The following is a 21874-nucleotide window of genomic DNA, read 5'->3' as shown; positions in this document are numbered from 1 at the left end:
TTTATGGTAGAATCTGCTGATTAAATAATCTTATTAGAATCCAGCTCGCATATGAGCTGGATTCTATATTTAATGGGGTTATTTTTTAAGTTGTATGTGATCACATTGATTTACGAAACTCGTTTGGAGACATGCCGGAGGCGTTGCGGAACAGCTTAATAAAGTAACTGGTATGCTCGTAGCCTAGCTGCTCCGCAATTTCTACCACGGTCATGTCGGACTGATTCAATAGCTCTTTCGCTTTCTCCATCTTCGTCCGCGTGACGAATTCGACGAAGGTTTCCCCGGTTTCCTGCTTGAAAATACGACTGAAGTGCGACGGATTCAGATTCAACCGATGGGCCATCTCATCCATTGCGATTTTCTCTCCAATATGGGTTTGAATGTAGCGCTGGGCTTCCGCGATCTCCCTCCGTACCGTATGGTCGCGCAGCATCTGAATATCGGTAGCTTTCTCTTCGAGAAAGTTCTGAAGCCATTCCAAAAGATGATTCAGCGTTTCGATAGAAGCGATTTGCTGCTGCTGCAGCTCACTGTTGAAGTTGATCACGAAGTTTTGCATCACCGTATATTTGAGCTCTAGCTCCAATGCCATTTTTAGTACCCAGCTTTTCACAGATTCGACTGGATAAACACGATCTTGAATGAATGCTCCCCATCGCTTCACCGTAGATTGGATGAGCGCCCTTTCTCCCCCAAGCATGCTGTCCTTCAGCTCCTGAAAGGCCTTGGCATAATGCAGGAACAAATCTTCTTTCGTCGTTTGGAGCGGCCGCAGCTCCGCAAAGACGAGCTCTCCTGCATAGAAACGGAACATCTTCACATTCATCAAATCTTGTAATTGCTTCTTCAATTGCAGGAAATCCCGAGCCACATCACCACGATAGAATGATATCCCAATACTGAGATGTCGGTACACTAATTGTTGAACACGCTTCAGCTCGGAGCGGATGTCCTCATGAAGATTACGTTTCAATGTGGCCGGGAAAGGAAACAGAAGGAAGTATTGGCGTTCGTTCGGTACAAGCAAGATAACACCTTCGTATTGAACCAATTCCTGCAAGGCGTTGTCGATGACAAATTGCATATTCATGGCTCCGCCAAACCGGCTTGCGAGCTCGAAGGAGCGCTCCGGCAGCACCGCAACAGGCAGGTATGGCATGCCATCACGGAGGTGGATGCCCATCCTTTCTGCTTCGTCGTTCCACTCCGCTTCGTTCCATATCGGCTGCTCCAGCAGCTTGCGAATAAATCGGGTATGAATGGCGGACAGATTTTGCTGCACGACGTTCTGCAGCTGGAGACGGTTGTTCTCGGCTTGTTTCTCTTCGGCTAACGTGCAAGCAAGCTGCTGCAGAACCGTAACGACATGCTCCATGCGAAGGCTTTCCTTCAGGATATAATCGTTGACGTTAAGCTTAACGGCTCTTTGGGCATATTGAAAATCCTCGTGACAGGATAAAATAATGGTCTTCAAACGAGGATTTGCCTCGCGCGCCTTCTCGATGAGATCAAGACCATCCATCACTGGCATACCGATATCCGTAATAAGAATGTCCGGCTGTTGGTTCTGGCAGGCTTCCCATGCTTCACCTCCATTGGAGCAGAGCGCGGAAAGCTCAAAGCCAAGCTTGGACCAAGGAATGATATTGCTTAAATAATCAAGCACGGGGTAATGGTCGTCTGCAATAACAACTTTAAACATGGTGTTCACCTACCTCTACAGATTCGGCTGGCTCAGCAGCAGGGAATATTAATACGACTGTCGTCTGTTCGCCGTACACGCTGTGAATGTTCATCTCAAAACGGTCACTATAAATCAACTTCAACCTGCTGTACACATTAAATAATCCAATTCCTGAGGCGGCTGTACGCTCCTCCGCCATCATCCTCTCAATTACGTCCCGCTTCTGAACATTGAATCGATCTTTCAAAGTCTGAAGCGTCTCTGGTGTCATGCCCAGACCATTATCTGCGATTGTGATACGCAGCATATGAGCATCCGTGGCTACCTTAATCGTGATGATACCGCCGCTCTGCGTAAATCCATGCTTATAAGCATTTTCGATGATTGGCTGCAAAATAAATCTAGGCACCGTTATGGTTAACGGGTCTGGCTGAATGTCTAGGTGGCACTCGGTCGGGAATCTCATTGTAAATTTCATTAAATCAATATACTGCATCGTCGTTTCAATCTCGGCATACAGCGTTACGAATTCATTTTGCCTCATCAAGCTTGCCCGCAGCAGCGAGGCTAAGGAGCCGACCGCATGAGCGGTGTCTTCATCATGCTTTAACAATAATTTCAAGCGTATGGAGCTTAGGACATTGAACAAAAAGTGCGGATGTACTTGCGCCTGGAGCATCGCCATTTCCGCTTGCCTCTTCAATTGTTGTTCGATCTCAACTTGCTGGAGCATTTGCTGAATCCGATCCAGCATCATGTCGAATGAGCGTCCGAGCCGCCCAATCTCGTCACGGCCGCGAATATTGGAGCGGTATTGCAAATCCCCGGATTCCACCTTCTTGGCCGCCTCGCCCAGCAATCGAACCGGTTTCGTGAATCTACCCAATAGATAGGTCAAAGCAAATAAGAAAAAGATGGCAAACAGCGATTGAAGCAATAAGGCGGACTGATAGAAGGTATTTAATTTACCGGTAAGCTGCTCGTAAGGAGCCAGACTTACCAGTCTCCAGTCCGCATAACGGAGTGGAAGCGAGAGATGAATTTGATTCTCTCCTCGCAGGTGAATAAAGCTTGGTGAAGAGCTTGTCTCCTCGTTCATGATCGTGTGGAATGGCTGACCAATTACGTCGGCGTTTCGATTGGATAGAATGATATTTTCGTCACTCAGCAGGTAAACATCTTCTTCCAAGCCAGCGAACAGATCTCGAATGGAGTCTTCCGTTCGACTGACAATCAAATAAGCGAAGGGGGCTTGATCAACAGCCTCCGTCAAAGCCCGAGCCGTCAAATAAACATATCCTTGATCTTGATCCAGCGGCGGCAAGTAGTTCCGCAATCCACCCAAAAACAACGTCTCGTATGCCATCAGTCGGGATGCCTTGGCGAACCAGTCCTGCTGAGTAAATTGCTGTGGCTCGAAATCGTAAAAGGAATAATCGGAATAAGCGCGGCCATCCCTTGTCAGCAGCGTAAGCCGTAAATCAGGCTTCTCTCCCGCAATCTGCTCTAGCCGGGTCGTTAGTTGTCTAGCAGCAATCGGATGATCCTGGGCTTCCTCCAGCAAGGTTTTAATCTCGGGATCGAATTGGACGAAATTTGAGATAGACACAAGCTCCTCCATAATTGCATTGGCTTGAGATTGTACAATGGCAAGGGATTGCGTTGCTTTCTCAAGGGTGTGCTCTCGAATAATTAACTTGGAGTAGTAGCTGCTAATATACAGCATAGCTACCGTAGGCAATACCAGACAGGCAATAGATGTCAGAATCAGCTTTTGCCGCAAGGATAAATGTTTTAGCTTTAATATAACACGCATGATGTTGTGCACCCCTCGTTGCCATTCTTCTTTATAAAGCCATACTACAGCATGCTGATGAACGATTCATTCAACATTTTTTGCAATGAGGGAAAAAATATCGCAAATCTTTTTTGCTATAGAAAAAATCGTTGCATGTTTGCATGGAACGCGGCACCTATAATGAGGAAGACATAGAGGACAGTGAGGTGGCAAATTTGGAGCAGACAACGAGAAATGGTTTGGATCAGGGGGCGAAAACAGGCAAGGCTCTCCGAATCCGCAAGCAAGGGTTTTACGACATGATTAATGGTTATCTATTTATTTTGCCAATGCTGTTGTTGACTATGACGCTGGTCGTTATCCCGATCATTTTGTCAGGGTTGATAAGTTTTACCGAGTGGAACTTCATTGCAGGGCTCGATGGGCTAAATTTTATCGGATTTGAGAATTATAATAATTTGCTGCATGATGAAGGGTTCCATCGAGCGCTTCGGAACAATGTCATCATGATCGCGGTTGTTCCCGTATCGATGCTTTTCGCGCTGGTGCTCGCGGCTTTGATTAACCAAGCAACCTACTTTAAAGATTTCTTCAAAGTCATCTACTTTATGCCTTTCATTTCAAGTTTCGTGGCAATCGCTTTATTATGGCGAGTCTTGTTCCATCCCAACAGCGGACCAATTAACGGATTTTTGCGGGGGATAGGCATTGAGAATCCGCCACTTTGGCTGGCGGACCCGCAATTCGCACTGATTGCAGTCATGATTATTATGGTTTGGACTTCGCTTGGTTTTAATATGGTCATTTATTTGGCAGGCTTGCAGGGGATTCCAAAGGATATTTATGAGGCGGCCGATGTAGATGGAGCTTCTCCTCTGAGGCAGTTTTTCACTATTACCTTGCCCATGCTTTCTCCGACAACCTTCTTTTTGCTTATTACAGGTGTGGTTGGCTCGTTTAAGGTTTTCGATCTCATTATGGTGTTGACCAGCGGCGGCCCTGCCGGCTCTACATCGGTCATCGTTTATTACCTTTACGAAGCGGCGTTTGTTAACCTGCAATCCGGCTATGCGTCTGCGATGGGGATCGTGCTGCTGCTGCTGATCTTATTCGTGACACTTATCCAATGGGTGGGTCAGAAGAAATGGGTAAATTACTAGGGGGAATACACATATGCAATCCGTCAGCGCGAGCCGTCTGATCGTCACGGCTCTAATGGGAATCGTCGGGATATTTTTTATCCTGCCATTCATTTGGATGTTATCGGCCTCGTTCAAGCCTGAATTGGAGGTTATGACATACCCCATACAATGGATTCCGAAAACATGGTACATGATAGAAAATTACACACAAGTCTGGTCAGGTGCTGTTCCATTCACTCTTTATTACTTGAATAGCATTAAAGTGACACTGATGGCTACCGCATTGTCGTTAATCATTTCGGCTATGGCCGCTTATGGATTTTCCAAGGTGATCTTCAAAGGCCGGGAAGCTATGTTTATCTTAGTGCTGGCTACTTACATGATTCCTTCTCAGGCCATCCTTGTTCCGCAATTTATGATGTTTCGCTGGCTTGGTCTATTCGATAGCCATTTCGGTCTTGTATTGCTTGCAGCATCGGGAGTATTAGGCACGTTCTTGCTGCGCCAGTTCTTCATGAGCGTCCATAATGAGATTATCGAATCTGCGCGAATCGACGGCGCGAATCATTGGATTATTTTCTTTCGGATCGGGCTGCCGTTAGTTAAGCCGGCGCTTGCGACTTATATGATTCTGCGTTTCATTTGGACATGGAACGATTATCAGAATCCACTTATTTTCCTGCGCTCTGAAGCCTTGTTCACGCTTCAGCTGGGGATTCGGAAGTTTGCCGATTTTAATGGAGAGTTTTATTCGCTTATGATGGCGGGAGCCGTTTCTGCGATCTTGCCACTGTTGATCATCTTCATTGTAGGCCAGAAACAAGTGATTGAAGGCGTGGCCTCGGGAAGTGTCAAAGGATAGAAAACTATTATTCAAGGGGGAATTTCGATGTTAAAGAAAAAATGGATTCAGGCGACTGTCGTTTCGGTTTTGGTTGCCCTTGCAACATCAGCATGCTCGGGGGCAGGCGGCAATAGTACGGCGGAGGAGACGGGAAGCAAGGGCTCTTCAGACGGGGCAGTCACCATTAAATTGCATACTTGGTATCCGAAGAAAGCTGATAATTGGGATATCGTAATCGAGGAGTTCGAGAAGAAACATCCTGGGATCAAGGTGGAGTTCAACTCCGCAGAAGACAACAACTCGAATGAATATTATAAAAAGCTGGATTTAGCCGCGGCTTCTGGCGACGATCTGGATGTTATTATGTTTAGTAACATGGCATTTCTCAGCCAGCGCGCCGAGCTCGGCTTGTTAGAGCCAGTTGATACGTATATAGAGAAGGAAGGTTTCTCTCTGGCGGACGAGTACTCCACGGACACACGAATCAAAGATGTAACCTATGGCTTGCCAGGCAAGCTTTCTACACCTATGGTTTTCATCAATGAGAGCCGACTCCAGCAAGCGGGACTGGAGCTTCCGAAGGAATGGACCTGGGACCAGTATATGGAGTATGCCAAGGCGATGACGACGACGGCAAACGGCAAAACGCAATACGGCACCTATTTCCACAGCTGGATTCAATTCGGTTATTTCATTCAGAATATGGGGCAATCGACTACCGGAGCTAATCTCACGACGGACGATGGCTTGAAAGCAAACATCGATACTCCTGCAATAAGGAAATCGTTGGAAGTTCGCCTGCAAGGGGAACGAGAAGGCTCGGCGACGCCTTACTCAGAAATTGTGAGCCAGAAGCTAAATTACCGTCCACAATACTTCAACCAGGATACGAGCATGATTACGATGGCATCTTTCTTGGTGCCGGAAGCAGGGGGAACGGAGCAAGTACCTGCAACGTTCAAAACCGTGTTCGCACCACTTCCGACGATGAACGCAGGGGATCCGCTCACAGGCAACGTCAGTGGCGACGTATTTGGCATATACAGCAAGTCCAAGCATAAAGAAGCTGCTTACACCTTTATCCGCTGGTTCACTACGGAAGGAATCGTCCTGCAGGGCAAGAACTTCCCAGCGTGGAAAAAAGCCGATCTGAACAAGGTTGTAGACAACATTATTGCGGGCACGAAAACGCCTGAAAAAATCGATAAGGAATCCTTGATGTACGTTCTCGAAAACACGAAGCAGGCCACCCCAGCTGTCGCTGTTCCTTACCATGCGGAGTTAGAAAAGGTGTTCCTGGAGGAATTCGACAAAATGATGTTATCCGGCGTCGACATTGATACGACGATTCGCAATACACAAGAAAAGGTTCAGAAAATTATTGATTCCAAGCAGTAAAAGGTTCTGTGCAGCGCGGATGGGTATTCGCGCTGCACATCTATTATCCATTATGAGGAGTGATAAGGATGCTATACCCTATTAATACGTCTTCTCGCAGCGTTATCGATTTGTCCGGCATTTGGAATTTCAAAACAGATCCCGGAATCGGTTTACTGGAAGGATGGCAGATGCAGTCGCTAAGCGACACGATTGCGATGGCTGTTCCGTCTTCCTATAACGATATCGGCGTGAACGCCGAAATACGAAATCATGTAGGATGGGTTTGGTACGAACGGGATATCATTATTCCAAAGACGCTGGCCTCGCAGCGAATCGTTCTTCGATTCAGCTCGGCCACCCATGAAGCGAAGGTGTATATCAATGGAACGCTGGCCGTAGAGCATACGGGCGGCTTTACACCGTTCGAAGTGGAACTGAACGGTCATCTGTTGCCGCATAAAAATAGGCTGACAGTTGCCGTCAATAATATTTTGGACGAATCGACGCTGCCCGTGGGACATTTCGTGGAGCGCGATATTGAAGGAGTGGGCAAAGTCGCTCGGAATAATCCCAATTTCGATTTCTTTAACTATGCGGGGCTGCATCGTCCTGTGAAAATTTACACGACACCTCAAAGCTATATACAAGATGTACAGATTATATCAAGCGTCAAGGATGACGGTTCCGCGGAAGTGAGCTGCAAGATTGACAGCACCGGAGAGTCCGACGTGCGTATCCATATCCTAGATGAAGCGGGAAGCATCGTTGCCCAAGGAGAAGGGGCGCAAGGGAGCTTCTTGCTGGCGGATGCTAAGCTTTGGGAGCCTATGAATGCTTATTTGTACACGTTAAAGGTGGAGCTAGTTCAAGGAGGAGAAATCATCGATGAGTATGATCAACCCTTTGGCATCCGGACTGTGGAAGTGGCGGGCGGCAAATTCCTAATCAATGGAAAACCGTTCTACTTCAAGGGCTTCGGCAAACACGAGGATTCGCCGATTCATGGACGTGGCATCAACGAGGCGGCGAATGTCATGGATTTTCGATTGATGAAGTGGATGGGCGCCAATTCGTTCCGTACATCCCATTATCCATATTCGGAAGAAATCATGAGACTGGCTGACAGGGAAGGATTCGTCGTTATCGACGAGGTGGCTGCCGTCGGTCTGCATTTGAATTTCATTCCAACGCTGACGGGTGGGAAGCGACGGGACACATGGAAAGAGCTGAGAACCTATGAAGCGCATCGGGAAGCCATTCGCGAGCTGATAGCGAGAGACAAGAACCATGCATGCGTTGTGATGTGGTCCATCGCCAATGAGCCTGCGACTTCCGAGGAAGGGGCGCGCGAGTATTTCGAGCCGCTGCTCCGATATGCGAAGGAATGCGACCCGCAAGGACGTCCCGTCACAGTGGTGACGCTTCAGGAAGGGAGCCCGGAGCATTGCAAGGTATCGGATCTGGTAGATGTTCTCTGCTTGAATCGGTATTACGGCTGGTACGTTGAAGGCGGGGAATGGGAGATTGCTAAATCGAGACTCCGCCAGGAGCTCCAAGGCTGGAGGAAGCGCTGCCCAGAGAAGCCAATCATCATGACGGAATATGGCGCGGATACGATCGCAGGCTTCCATGATGTTGATCCCGTCATGTTTACCGAGGAATTTCAGACCGAATTTTTACGGGCAAATCATGAGATTTTCGACGAGTGCAGCAATTTTGTCGGCGAGCATGTATGGAACTTTGCCGATTTCAGCACCAGTCAGGGCATCTTCCGCGTTCAAGGGAATAAAAAAGGGGTGTTTACGCGTGACCGCAAACCAAAATTAGCGGCGCACGAGCTGAAGAAACGGTGGGAAGCCATTCCAGACTATTATTATAAGAGCTAAATTGCTTATGTACGACGACGACGATGAGTAGTGTCATTAATGAACCCTACACCTGAAGCAATCAGGCCAGCCCGGTTTTGGCATCAGCAACCAAGACCGGGCTGGCCTGATTGCTTTTCTTGTTATGCATTTATGACAGGAAATTCCGTGTTCAAATTTGAGATTTTTGTGATAGACTTCACCTTAAAGTTGCTCCTCTCTCTGAGCGATGTTGTTTTAGCCAAACACCATTTCTCAAAGATAGGGGCGCTTTCTCTTTTTCACATAGCTGCTTGCATCATTCGTTTCATTCTATTCCGGTAGGAAGTCCGGTTCTAGTCCGATTTTCATAATGTTTAGGTCGTCATAACAAAAGCGTTATGAAGGATTTGGGGGTACAATTAGGATAGGCGACTGCTGCAGCTTTGAAAGAGACTGAATATTTCGCTACGAAAACTACGAGTTAATCAGCTTGAAGGGACAGATGCCTGATGCGTGCATATCTAAATTCGCTGCGGTTTAAAATGTTTGCCAGTATCCTCTTTATGATCGTTCCGCTTGTAATCGTCATTATTGTGAATAGCATTTATTCAGTGGGGGTTGTCCGTAATCAGGTCGCCCAATCGAACAAAAATCTGCTCAGTCTGTATATGAATGAAATCGACCGCAATTTGAATGAAGTGGATGAGTATTTGTTCGATTTTACGGAAAATGATACCGATCTGATCGGATTTCAATTGCCGAGACAAAATAACGAAACGACCTATATGATGAGCAAATTGCGACTGTTCAATACGATTATGACAGATAGTAGCGTACATCGTTCAATCGATCTCTTTTTTGTTTATTCGATAACAAACGGTGAGCTTATTATGACCCAGCAGTTCGGCTCATCGTTTGAAGAACGGGACGCAACCAAACAGGAAATTATGCAGATGCTGCAGGGGGAGCCGGGGGCCTACAGCGGTCCTGACTGGCATGTGTGGGAAGGACGTAACCATAATTATGCGCTGCTGCGTCTTATACGCAGCGGGGGGGTGTATGTCGGGGCGTGGGTTAACAGCAATAAGCTGATGGTGCCTTTAAATCTGATCGATCTCGGCGAAGCGGGAGCCGCACTGCTGACGACGGGCGAACTCAAGCCAATGAGCCAAAGCGAGATGATCGAGAGGGAAGGCATTGAACTGGCAAGCTCCTCAGAAGCGTATACGATAACGGGCAAGGAGAGATCATTTTTAATGATGGATGAATCGTCGGACAAAGGCGATTTTAAACTTATGGCGCTTGTGCCGGATGATGTTATTCAGCAAAAGCTTCCTTTTCTACAGAGGGTATCCTCATTCATAACGGCGGGTGCTGTCGTTTTTTTTGTCGTATTTTTATTTTTTATACGCTATGTGTTTCTTAAGCCGATGAAGCAGTTGGTCGTGGCGATGAGGAAGACGAGAGACGGTCATTGGGGTACAAGACTGCATCAGAGCAGTACGTCCACCGAATTTGAAATCGTTAATGAAACTTTCAATCGTATGATTGCGGAAATTCGCGAACTGAAGATCGATGTATATGAAGAAAAATTAAACCATCAGAAGTCGGAGCTTCAATTGCTTCAATTGCAAATTAATCCGCACTTTTTTTTGAACTCGTTAAACATTGTTTACAATTTGGCAACGGTCAAGGATTACAAGCTGATTCAGGAAATGTCGAAGTGTCTGGTCGTCTACTTCCGTTACATGTTTCGAACGAACCGATATGTCGTACCGTTAAAAGAAGAGCTGCTGCATACTGCCAATTATTTGCGTATCCAGCAGCTTCGGTTTCCTGACTCGCTGAGCAGCAGCATCGAAATGAAGGACGAAGTGAAGGAGGTTGAAATTCCGCCTCTTGTCATTCAGACAATCGTTGAAAATACCATTAAACATGCGGTTGATATCGATCAGCCAATTACAATTGAGGTTGTTGCAGCGCTGCTGGAGTCGGATAACGGGAACCGTATTGTAATCACGATAAAAGACAACGGCTCCGGTTTTCCCGAAGAAGTGCTGAGTAGTCTGCATGCCGATGAGGAAAAAATAAGCGAAGAGGGCGAGCATGTCGGCATTTGGAATATTAAGCGCAGGCTGAGGCTGCTCTATCAATCGGACGCAGCGATAACCTTCGAGAACAATCAGAGCGGCGGCGGGGCTATCGTAACGATGTCGCTGCCAATGCCCGCTGCTGGACATTCATGATCATACTACATCCAGAAGGTGGGGGCTTATATGTTTACCGTATTAATTGTAGATGATGAGGTTCATGCGATCCGAGGGCTGGAGGTAGGCGTCCGCTGGAAATCCTTGAAGGTTCAACATGTGCATACCGCGCTAAGCCTGAAGCAGGCTCAGCAAATTTATTTGAATGAGCCGATTCATTTAATGGTGTGCGATATCGAAATGCCTAAAGGGACAGGCATCGAATTGCTGGAATGGGTAAGGGAGCATGATCCAAAGGTAGAGACGATTTTTTTGACATCGCATTCCGATTTCTCTTATGCGCAGAAAGCGATCAAGCTGGGCAGCTTCGAGTATTTGCTTAAACCGGTTGATTATGAAGAACTGGAGCAAGTAATCCGTAAAGCGTTAGCTAAAATCGAAAAAACACAGGAGCTTCTAATGTATGAAAGCGATTACAAGCATTATGCTCAGCTTTGGGAATCACAAAAGCCGTTGATGAAAGAGCGTTTTTGGCAGGAGCTCATCAAGCAAAGCATAGGCTCTTCCCCGGAAAGAATCTCCGAATATGCTGCGAGCAGCAAGCTGCCTAATCTGGTGAGGTCTAAATATTTGCCGATCTTAATTCGCGTCCAAAAATGGTATAAACCGCTCAGTCAGCGGGATGAGCAGATTATGGAGTATGCGCTGCGAAATGCAGCGAATGAGCAAATTTTGAAAAATGAAGCCGGGTCCGCCGTCATATCCGTTCCTAATGGTGGGCTGCTTGTGCTGCTTGAAGCATCAACAGATAGGATGGATACAGCGATGCTGGACGATTGCATCAGCTATGTGCGCGGCTGCAGCCAATACTTTAGCTGTGATTTAAACTGTTACATCGGTCAGCCTGTGTATGCTACTGAAATGGTGACAAGCTATTACAATCTTATTCAAATGGACCGTGACAATGTGACGCATGCCAATCAAACCTTTTTGTTTCGCCATTACAAGAAGTCTAAAGTGGGAACCCTGCAGCCGCCTTCCATGAGTTCGTGGGAAGAGTGGATGAAAATGGGAGCCAAGGATAAGTTGACGGAGGCTGTCGCTTGTTATTTGGATGATTTGAGGGACAGGAAGTACGGCGTCGACGCTCAGGCCTTGCAGCTGTTTTATCAAAATTTTCTGCAGATGATGTTTTTTGTGCTGCAAGTGAAGGGATTACAGGCCAATGATGTGTTCGCGAAAAGTCTGCTTACAGACAAGCCGCAAGAGGTGCTCCGCTCCGTGTCGTCACTCAAGGAATGGATCCTTTATCTCATTGACGTGTCGATGAGCCAAATTCACGCCACTCAAAAAAGCCTTTCAGTGGTCGACCGCGTGAAGGCCTATATTCAAGAGCATATAGGCGAGCAAAATCTGACCCGGGAAGAGGTAGCGGGCTGCGTATATTTGAACCCTGATTATTTGAATCGGGTATTCAAGAAGGAAACGGGCATGTCCATTTCGGATTATGTACAATTACAACGCATTGCATATGCAAAAGCACTGTTAGCATTGCCAGATTACACCGTTAGTGATATTGCCCTGCAGTCAGGCTATTCCAATCTATCTTATTTTTCCACTCTGTTTAAAAAAATGACAGGTATGAATCCAGGCGATTACCGCAAGCAAGCCCAGTCGAAAGAGGTCGAGATTTCGAAACTGTAAAGTCCGGATAGTGGTTATTGCCTATGTTCCGTACACCCTACAATAGAGCTACAAGATAGAATACAACAACGAAATGAGGGAAGGCGATGGAAACACCGCAAATCGCACAGGCTGTTCGTGCAGGAGAGCGGAAAGAAAGCGGGCGGCTGAATTTTATTTTGAGAAAATTAAAGCGTTACCGCGCACTGTTCCTGATGATCATTCCGGGCATGATTTATTTGATTATCAATAACTATCTGCCCATGTTTGGAGTTGTCATAGCGTTTAAGGACATTAATTATGCCAAAGGAATTCTTGGGAGCGATTGGATCGGGTTTAAGAACTTTGAATATTTGTTTGAAACGAAGGACGCCTGGATTATTACGCGCAACACGATTTTGTACAATGGCGCATTTATCGTCATTAATACGGTGTTGGCTATCGCGGTAGCGATTTTATTAAATGAAGTAAAGAAGAAGCTTGCGTCGCGCTTCTATCAAAGTGCCATTTTGCTGCCGTATTTAATCTCAATGGTCGTTGTCGGCTATCTCGGATTGTCGCTGCTCAATGTAGAGAGCGGTTTCATCAATAAACAACTGCTGCCGCTGCTCGGTATGGATCCGATAGCTTGGTATACAGAGGCTAAATATTGGCCGTATATTCTCGCAATTGTTAATATTTGGAAAAATGTAGGGTATTTATGCATCATTTATTTAGCTTCTATTATTGGCATTGATCACGAATATTATGAAGCAGCGACGATTGACGGCGCAAACAAATGGCATCAAATCCGCAGCATTACCGTTCCGCTCATCATGCCTACCATTACCATTATGACACTGCTTGCGATCGGACGTATTTTTTACTCTGACTTCGGGCTGTTCTATCAGGTTCCGCTTAATTCAGGTCCTCTTCAGCCAACGACAGATGTTATAGACACATACGTATACCGAGGACTCATGACTTTGGGAGATATCGGAATGTCGTCGGCTGCGGGCTTGTACCAATCGCTTGTCGGTTTTGTGCTCGTATTGGCCGCTAATTACGCTGTGAGCCGCAAGAACAGAGATCAGGCGCTGTTTTAGAATAAGAAAAAGGTTCTTGTTAGGAGAGGTAACTTCATGAAGACGAACCATATGAATCAATATGCTGTACATGCCATCCTTATTTTGCTGACAGCTGCTTGTGTATTTCCGTTTCTGCTGTTAATCACATCATCACTGACACAGGAGCAGGCGATTGTGAGGGATGGATACAGCCTGCTGCCTAAGGCATGGAGCATCGAGGCTTACGAGTATTTGTGGAATAAATCCACGTCGCTGGTTAAGGCTTACGGCATAACGGTAACGATTACAATTATCGGGACAACCGTGGGGCTGCTCATTTCAGCGTTGCTGGCGTATCCGCTGTCGCGGGGAGATATGCCGCTGAGGGGGACGCTGTCCTTTATCGTATTTTTCACGCTGCTGTTCAACGGGGGGCTGGTGCCGACATATCTCGTGTTTACCGAGGTATTCGACATGAAAAATACACTGCTTGCGCTGATCATACCTGGCCTGCTTACAAACGGCTTCTTCATTCTGCTGATCCGCTCGTTTTTCAGCACCTCAATCCCGGTTCCCATTATCGAATCGGCCTATATTGACGGGGCAACGGAGTTTAAAATTTTTTACCAGATCGTGATACCGCTTTCTTTACCGATTTTGGCCACTATCGGTCTCATGCTGACGATTGGCTATTGGAACGACTGGTTCAACGGCTTGATCTATGTGACGGAGCCTGAATTATACAGTATCCAAAATTTATTGAACCGGATGCTGAGTAATATCCAATTTCTACAGCAAACCAACATTGGGGGCAACAACAGCACGGCTGCGGCGGGACTTCCTATGAATTCCGTGCGGATGGCGATGGCAGTTGCAGGAATATTGCCCATTTTGTGTGTGTATCCTTTTTTCCAAAAGTATTTCGTTAAAGGCCTTACCATTGGAGCTGTTAAAGGTTAGTTAGAGGCAGCCAAGCTCGGATCTCGCAGGTCCGATTGGTATAGATTTATGATCATCAGCACACAGGGGGAAATCGAAGATGAAGAAGAAAACAACGACACTGCTTTTATCGATTATGCTTGTACTAAGCCTGCTTCTTGCAGCCTGCGGCAGTTCGGAAAATGGAGGCAACGCTTCGCCTGGCGGATCTGGAAGTGAAGCTGGAGCCGGCGATAGCGAAGCCGTGGAACTGACGATGGCCTTTATTAATCTCGGCACGATGTCGGATGTTGCGGCGGTGCAGGAGGAGATAAACAAAATTACCAAGTCCAAAATTAATGCGACTGTGAAGCTGATGCCAATTGATATTGCAGCATGGAACCAGCAGGTCAATCTTCTTCTGGCAGGCAACGAGCCTCTGGACCTGCTTGTTACTTCCTCTTTTTTTAATTACAGCTCTCAGGTTGCCAAAGGACAGCTGCTGCCGCTTGACGAGCTTCTTGAGAAGTATGCGCCGGAAATTAAAAATACGATGCCTTCGGAAATTTACAATGGTACGAAAATCGGCGGAAGTATTTATGGCGTGTCGAGCATACGCGACGTGGGCGCAGATTATGGCATGGTCATGCGTAAGGATTTGATTGACAAGCACGGCATTGATCTTTCGGGAGTCAAGACTTTTGAGGATCTTGTTACAGTATTCCAGACGATTAAGGATAAGGAACCGGGCATTGTGCCTCTCGTTCAAAGCACGCAAACAGGCACGGTTGCTTATCAAATGTATACACCGCAGATCGATCCGCTTGGAGACAGCCTTGGCGTGATTTTGCTGGACAGTAATGATCTGAAAGTCGTAAATCTGCTGGAAACAGACATTTTCAAAAATAAGGTCACTCTTGCACGCAAGTGGTATGAAGCCGGCTATATTATGCAGGACGTAGCAACGACGCAGGAGCAGGGCTCAAGTCTCGTAAAAGCAGGCAAAGCGCTTGGTTATTTTAATAATATGAAGCCAGGCTTTGAGGCACAGGAATCCAAGACTACCGGTTATGAAATGACCAGTGTCCATCTGTCTGAGCCTGTGATCCAATCGAATGGAGCAAGCGGCTTTATGATGTCGGTTCCCCGCAACAGCGAAAACCCGGAACGCGCTATGCAGCTTCTTAACCTGCTTTATTCGGATGCCGAAGTGATGAACTTGCTGGCGAACGGCATTGAAGGCAAGCACTATGTGAAGAATGAGGACGGAACGATCAAGCTTCCAGAAGGCGTGAAGGAAACGACATATCAGTTCAACCAATGGGAAGTGGGCAACAATTTTTTAACATATGTGTGGGAAGGTACGGATAAGGATATTTGGGAGCAGACGAAAAAATTCAACGAGTCCGCGAAGGTATCTCCGGCACTCGGTTTCTCCTTCGATGCGACGCCGGTAAAAACGGAGGTGGCCGCGGCGACTAACGTGGTCAATCAATACAAGGTCGGGCTGGAATCCGGCTCGCTGGATCCTGCACTCATTGAGGAGTATAACGAGAAGCTGAAGGCGGCTGGGCTGGATAAGATTATTGCTGAGAAACAAAAGCAGCTTGATGAATGGGCGGCTGCTAACGGCAAATAAAAAGTTGAAAAACGGAGGTGGCGGAGTATGAAATTGCCGTTTGATGTACCGGAGTCCAAGAAAATCAGGCTAATCATTAATACCGACGCGAAAAATGAAGCTGATGATCAATTTGCCATTGTCCATGCCTTGCTGACTCCTCGTTTCAGGATAAAAGGTATTATAGCTGCCCAATTTGAAAAAACGGCTTCGATGATGAACCGGAAGGACACGATGCAGCAAAGCTATGACGAGATCGAGAAGGTGCTCTCGATTATGGGATTGCAAGAGGAGGTCCCTTACTATAAGGGGGCGGTCAGCGCATTGGAGAACGAAGAAACGCCCGTCCCTTCCGAGGGGGCTGCTGCGATTGTGCATGAAGCCATGAAGGAGGATTCCTCTCCGCTGTATGTCGTATTCCTTGGACCGCTTACAGATATGGCGTCAGCATTGCTTATGGAACCGCGCATCTCGGATAGGCTGACAGTTGTCTGGATTGGCGGCGGGCACTGGCCGCTCGGTGGCTGGGAGTATAACTTGTTTAACGATATTGCTGCCGCTAATGTGGTGTTCCAATCATCAGTGGAGCTGTGGCAGGTGCCGCACACCGTTTATACGACGATGAGGGTAAGTATTGCGGAGATGATGTACAAGGTTAAGCCGTACGGTGAAATCGGGCAATATTTGTTCCAGCAGCTGATCGACTTCAACAATTGGGCAGCAGAAGCGTTCAAGGACTCCCCGTGGCCCAAAGGTGAAATGTGGTCGCTCGGCGACTCACCTGCCATAAGCCTGCTTCTGGATGAGCACGAATACGGGTATGAAATGAAGCCTGCTCCGAGAATAACCGAGGATATGTACTATGTGCATGATCAGAAGGAAAGAATGATCCGTGTCTATCATTTTGTGGATGTCCGCTTTACTCTGGAAGATATGTTCGCTAAGCTCGCATTGACGTATGGCAGCTAGAAGCTAGATTAAGGGTCCGTAGCTTGTTTGTTTTTGAGCCCCCGCGCACCGATTGGATCGCTGCGCGGGGGTTCTTTGTCATGAAGCTGCGAGGGAAGCGGCTTTTCCGCGTTTTAATCTATCACAGAATCTGGTAAATTTATGGTATATTAGCTATGAACCTGCAAAAAAGCTGTTTTTGACCATAGAGAGAATCATAGTGGAGATCGAAGCTTTTATACCGGAAATCCAAGAGGATGGTGTGTATTGGTGGAAAAGAGTACGAGGGATCAGCAGCGATTGAACACGGTCATATCATTTGCAGACAATGTGCTTAAGGAGGGAAGGGGCCGCAGCGGCTGGGAGGCTAGCCCGTTGTTCGCTGACGGAATCGATGTTAGGACAAAGGAGCCCGTCACATGGCGATTTCCCGGAGGGCGCGAGGTGGTCATGTCCAATTTGGCGAGCCAGCAAAACCTGTTTCGTACCTTTGTGGGGCTTTCGAGGCTTACAGGCGATGAGCAGTATGAAAATGCCGCTAAATTAGCAATCAAATTTCACTTTGACCATCTTCAAAGTGAGTGTGGCCTGCTGCAATGGGGCGGGCATCGGCTGATTGATCTGAAAACGCTGCAGGTTGCCGGGGCAGAGGAAAAAAACGGTATGGTGCATGAACTGAAAAACCATTTTCCGTATTATGAACTCATGTACGAGGTTGACCCTGCAGCTACCGTCAAATACATTAGAGCGTTATGGAATGCACATGTTTTCAACTGGAGTACCCTTGAGATTAGCAGACACGGCAGCTTCGGCTTGAAAAGCAGCAGGCTGTGGGCACACGAATTCCGGGATGCGGAGCCGTTCTCAGAGGTTAGCGGGCTGTCCTTTCTGAACGCGGGAAATGATCTGATATATGCGGCAGGAATGCTGTACAAGCTGGCGGGCGAGAAAGGCGCTCTGTTATGGCTGAAAAGGCTTGCCCGCCAGTATAACAAGGCTAGAAATGCGGATACAGGCTTAGGTGCGTATCAGTTCAACCAAGCGAGAAAAGTGTATCATACGAATGACGACAGCAATACACATTCCCGTTTCGGGGACAGGGCTGGGCGGCAATTCGGTCCCGAGTTTGGAGACGCAGCGCTGGAAGGCAAAATGCTTTTGGAAGCGCAAGCCTCTACCGTCTATTATGAAAATACGATGATGCAGCTTCAGCTTGCAAGTGGGCTGGGGGAAGTAGTGAAGGAGCTGGCACAATGGTCAAGGCAAGGGCTCGGCGCTTTTTTGAAATACGGCTACGTTCCTGAAAGGAATGCGTTTAAGCCGATGCTCACCGACGGTACGGATTTATCGGGATATGCCCTTAAACGGGACGGCTATTATGGAGATAAAGGCGTCATCATCGGCCAGTTTCCCGCTACTAGCAAATTTTTGCTTTCCTGCGTGAGGACATTTATACAAACGGGTGACGAAAGCCTATGGGAAGCGGCAAGAAGCATCGCCAAAGGGAATGGACTTGGAGATATGGGCAGTGAACCTGAAGTGGATGCCGCTCTGGATTTTTCGACAGAGTGCGACGATCCAAGAGCTCTTTATGCGATGCTTGATGTTTATTCAACATTCGGACATTCGCAATACTTGGAGATGGCTAGAAAAATAGGAGACAATATCATAGAGAAACAATTTCATTTCGGCTATTTTGTCCCTGCCAGACACAGCAAGTATGCGAATTTTGATACAGCCGAACCGCTCGCCCTTCTAGCGCTGCAGGCTGCAATTGAGGGAAAGCAGCACGGTGTCCCAGCATTCATAGACGGTAAAGGATTTTTTCATGCCAATATGGAAGCTGAAGATGGCTCCGTAAAAACGTGGAAGTCCCCTCAGCTGTACAAGGAAACGGTCTGAGCCTATTCCTCGACCAATTCTATAATGCCCATATTATTTTTGAACAGGAATACGACTCTTTTATTGCCGATAGCCGGAGCTGCCAAAGCCTCGGCTATGACGAGATAGCCCAGCTTCTTCAGTTGCTCGGTCTTCTCCAAGAGGTTCGCCGTTTCATAACAGAAATGGTAGGGTGTGCTGCCAACCTTTTTCAAAATATTTTTAACCGGAGAATTGTCATTCAGCGGACAGACCAGCTCTACCAAATAGCTGCCATTTTTAATAAATTGAATTAAAATATTCCGTTGATCGTCATGGCATTTTTCGCCGTCCACCTCGTACCCTAGCGCGATAAACTCCTGTAAAGCTTTATCTAAATCCTCTACGACATACCCTATATGATGTACTTTCATATAACTCAACTCCTATTAAAGTTTAGCTGCTCTATTCCACACATTTAATCACATACAACGGCTTTAAGGTCATCGCCCACTTCACAAATATAATATAATCCTCTGCTGTCAAATAAACAAGATAATTGACATCCTCGACAAAAAAAGGGAATTCGTTGACAATGATTCGACGATAGACTACGATAAAATTGACTTTGTTGTAAAAATTTATAAACTCCCAGATGTAGCGGCTTAAAGCTAGAGAAGGCTGTAAAAATGCTATCCTAAATCTAAGCAAGGGGAGAAGTTTCGTGAATATGATCAGTCGTGATTTAAATCTCGTATTTTCGGCAACGTTTACCGCAGAACCAGTCAGAAGGTCACTCGTTTTTTGGTTGGACAAGCTCGGAATAAACGCTGCAATTCAATATGAGAATCAGGTTTTCAAGCAGCTGCTCGATCCTTATAGCGCTATGCGCCAAAACAACGGGATCAACGTCATTCTCATTCGTTTTGATGATTGGTTCAGGGTGGAGGACGGCTTGGAAACGGAGATCAGGAAGGATGCTTTAATACAATCCAAGCTTGACCGTAACATCGTTGATCTGCTGAATGCATTGAAAACATCAGTAGAGAGCACATCAGCCATTCATATTGTGTGTATTTGCCCTCCTTCGCCATTGATGGAATGGAGCTCCGAGACGGCTTGCGATTATAAGGAAATAGAGGACCGACTATATCAAGGGCTTCAAGGACTGAACGGCATTTTACCAGTGGCTTCTTCTGACATTTTGGATCTCTATCCCGTAGCGGATTATTATGATTTTCATTCGGATAAAATGGGACATATTCCATACAAACAAATTTTCTTTGATGCGTTAGGTACGGTCATTGCCAGAAAAATCTATTCGGCTGTGAGCCTGCCATATAAAGTGATCGTGCTGGATTGCGACCAGACGCTGTGGAAGGGCATTTGCGGTGAAGACGGCGTTGAAGGAATAGCGGTGGACCCGTATCGGAAGCAACTGCAGGCATTTATGCTGGATCAGCAGCGCTTAGGGATGCTTCTATGTCTTTGCAGCAAAAATAATGAAAGCGATGTCATAGAGGCGTTGAACCGGCCTGATATGCTGATCAAACCCGAACACATCGCGGCTTCGAGAATCAACTGGGAGCGCAAATCGGATAATTTGGAAGCATTGGCTAAAGAGCTGAATTTGGGTCTCGATAGCTTCATCTTTATCGACGATAACCCTGTCGAATGTATGGAGGTTAAAGCACGTTGTCCCCAAGTTCTGACATTATGCTTGCCTGAAAAGGACGAGGACATTCCGCTTTACTTAAGCAACATTTGGGCATTTGACCGTATAAACACGACTGCGGCAGACCAAAGCCGTACGGAACAGGTTAAACAAAATACGGAGCGGAATAAGTTCCAGCAGGAAATGCTGTCCTACGAAGCTTTTATAAGCGGGTTGGAGCTGAACGTAAGTATTGCTCCTTTGGTTGATGAGGAGCTGGCAAGAGCCGCTCAATTGACTCAAAGGGTGAATCAATTTAATTTTACTACGGTCAGGCATTCGGAAGCCGAGCTCAGAAAACGATGCAGCGAAGACAATGTAAGCTGCTTCACGGTAACGGCAAGTGATAGATTTGGAGACTATGGAATGGTCGGCTTGGCCGTTTGCCGCGAGCAGGGTTCAAAGCTTAGGGTGGACAGCTTCCTTCTTAGCTGCAGAGCTCTAGGCAAAGGTATAGAATATACGATGCTTGCTAGACTTGGCGAATGGGCGGCGGACAATGGTCTGGGTGAAGTGGAGGTCGTTTTTGTTCCAACCTCCAAAAACCAGCCAGCTGGTCAGTTTTTAAGCTTAATCGGAGAACAGGACGTCACGGCTTCGACTGATCACAAAGTATATGCGTTCACGGCGGCCTTTGCCAGAACCATAAACTTTGCCTCCTACCTGGAAAAAGCCGACCACTACCGCGAGGAGGTACATGCAGCTGCGGAACAAACGGCGAGCGGGGCGGATACGGCTATTTTAGATGTGCTGGATGATATTGGGCGGCACTTGAATACTTCTAGAAGCATCCACGCCAAAGTAGAGGCGGCCTCGCAGGGCAAGACTGGCGAACGGGCAGAATACGTAGCTCCAAGAAATGAATTTGAGCAAAGAATATTAACCATTTGGGAAGATGTTTTAGTCATTGAGCAAATCGGAGTAATGGATAATTTGTTTGAGGTTGGCGGAGAATCGATCAAAGCGATTCAGATTTTGTCCCGAATTCGGGAGGAATTTGAAGTGGATTTGCCGATGACGGTGCTGTTCGAAGGTTCGCTTACGATTGCCGGACTTGCCGAGGCGGTGGAAACGAGCTTGCTCAGCAGCTTTGATGAGGACGCAATTGCTGAACAATTAGCGGCCTTGGAAAACCTGACGGAAGAAGAAATCGAGCTGCTGCTTCGGGAAGAGAGCGAGTGA

Annotated in this window: 15 protein-coding genes; 12 read left to right on the top strand and 3 right to left on the bottom strand. The window is 46.9% G+C overall.

Features of this window, described 5'->3' with window-relative positions; translation table 11 throughout:
• Positions 1 to 100 precede the first annotated feature (100 nt).
• Positions 101 to 1705 (bottom strand): response regulator transcription factor, encoded by a 1605-nt coding sequence (locus tag ASF12_RS28095; protein ID WP_056041777.1) that lies wholly within the window; start codon positions 1703 to 1705, stop codon positions 101 to 103.
• Complete coding sequence (locus ASF12_RS28090; RefSeq protein ID WP_056041775.1) at positions 1698 to 3503, bottom strand: sensor histidine kinase; 1806 nt, start codon at positions 3501 to 3503, stop codon at positions 1698 to 1700. The genes ASF12_RS28095 and ASF12_RS28090 overlap by 8 nt, the downstream gene beginning before the upstream one ends.
• 188 nt (positions 3504 to 3691) lie before the next feature.
• On the opposite strand from ASF12_RS28090, the gene ASF12_RS28085 reads away from it, so the two are divergent.
• The 11 genes from ASF12_RS28085 to ASF12_RS28035 all read left to right on the top strand — a co-directional run bounded on the left by ASF12_RS28085 (position 3692) and on the right by ASF12_RS28035 (position 19020).
• Positions 3692 to 4645 (top strand): carbohydrate ABC transporter permease, encoded by a 954-nt coding sequence (locus ASF12_RS28085; protein WP_327204955.1) that lies wholly within the window; start codon positions 3692 to 3694, stop codon positions 4643 to 4645.
• A gap of 13 nt (positions 4646 to 4658) precedes the next feature.
• The gene (locus ASF12_RS28080; RefSeq protein ID WP_046229276.1) at positions 4659 to 5489 is read left to right on the top strand and encodes a carbohydrate ABC transporter permease; all 831 of its coding nucleotides are present in this window, start codon (positions 4659 to 4661) and stop codon (positions 5487 to 5489) included.
• Positions 5490 to 5516: 27 nt separating this feature from the next.
• A complete protein-coding gene (locus tag ASF12_RS28075; protein WP_056041773.1) occupies positions 5517 to 6869 on the top strand; it encodes an ABC transporter substrate-binding protein in 1353 nt (450 codons plus the stop codon).
• 68 nt (positions 6870 to 6937) lie between these two features.
• Complete coding sequence (gene uidA, locus ASF12_RS28070; protein ID WP_056041771.1) at positions 6938 to 8737, top strand: beta-glucuronidase; 1800 nt, start codon at positions 6938 to 6940, stop codon at positions 8735 to 8737.
• A 470-nt stretch (positions 8738 to 9207) separates the two neighbouring features.
• Positions 9208 to 10944: a sensor histidine kinase gene (locus tag ASF12_RS28065; protein WP_056041769.1), complete on the top strand. Its 1737-nt coding sequence runs from the start codon at positions 9208 to 9210 to the stop codon at positions 10942 to 10944.
• Positions 10945 to 10974: 30 nt separating this feature from the next.
• Positions 10975 to 12609: a response regulator transcription factor gene (locus ASF12_RS28060; protein WP_056041767.1), complete on the top strand. Its 1635-nt coding sequence runs from the start codon at positions 10975 to 10977 to the stop codon at positions 12607 to 12609.
• 194 nt (positions 12610 to 12803) lie between these two features.
• On the top strand, positions 12804 to 13673 hold the full coding sequence (locus ASF12_RS28055; RefSeq protein WP_143088637.1) for an ABC transporter permease: 870 nt from the start codon (positions 12804 to 12806) through the stop codon (positions 13671 to 13673).
• A 36-nt stretch (positions 13674 to 13709) separates the two neighbouring features.
• Positions 13710 to 14594 carry a carbohydrate ABC transporter permease gene (locus tag ASF12_RS28050; RefSeq protein ID WP_155973508.1) on the top strand — a complete coding sequence of 295 codons (885 nt, stop codon included), beginning with the start codon at positions 13710 to 13712 and terminating at the stop codon, positions 14592 to 14594.
• Positions 14595 to 14673: 79 nt separating this feature from the next.
• Positions 14674 to 16191 (top strand): ABC transporter substrate-binding protein, encoded by a 1518-nt coding sequence (locus ASF12_RS28045; protein ID WP_056041765.1) that lies wholly within the window; start codon positions 14674 to 14676, stop codon positions 16189 to 16191.
• Between the two features lie 27 nt (positions 16192 to 16218).
• Positions 16219 to 17139, top strand: a complete 921-nt coding sequence (locus ASF12_RS28040; protein ID WP_056041763.1) for a nucleoside hydrolase — start codon at positions 16219 to 16221, stop codon at positions 17137 to 17139.
• A 249-nt stretch (positions 17140 to 17388) separates the two neighbouring features.
• Positions 17389 to 19020, top strand: a complete 1632-nt coding sequence (locus tag ASF12_RS28035; protein ID WP_162241942.1) for a pectate lyase — start codon at positions 17389 to 17391, stop codon at positions 19018 to 19020.
• Positions 19021 to 19022: 2 nt separating this feature from the next.
• Here the strand turns inward: ASF12_RS28035 and ASF12_RS28030 are convergent, their stop codons facing one another.
• Positions 19023 to 19412, bottom strand: a complete 390-nt coding sequence (locus tag ASF12_RS28030; RefSeq protein WP_056041759.1) for a VOC family protein — start codon at positions 19410 to 19412, stop codon at positions 19023 to 19025.
• A gap of 296 nt (positions 19413 to 19708) precedes the next feature.
• Between ASF12_RS28030 and ASF12_RS28025 the strand changes: the two genes are divergently transcribed.
• Entirely contained in the window at positions 19709 to 21874 is a 2166-nt protein-coding gene (locus tag ASF12_RS28025) for an HAD-IIIC family phosphatase (protein ID WP_081419096.1), read from the top strand.

The organism is Paenibacillus sp. Leaf72 (assembly GCF_001422685.1).
Classification (GTDB): Bacteria; Bacillota; Bacilli; order Paenibacillales; family Paenibacillaceae; genus Pristimantibacillus.
Note: the sequence above shows the minus strand (reverse complement) of the source record. Positions and strands in the feature narration are given on the sequence as shown.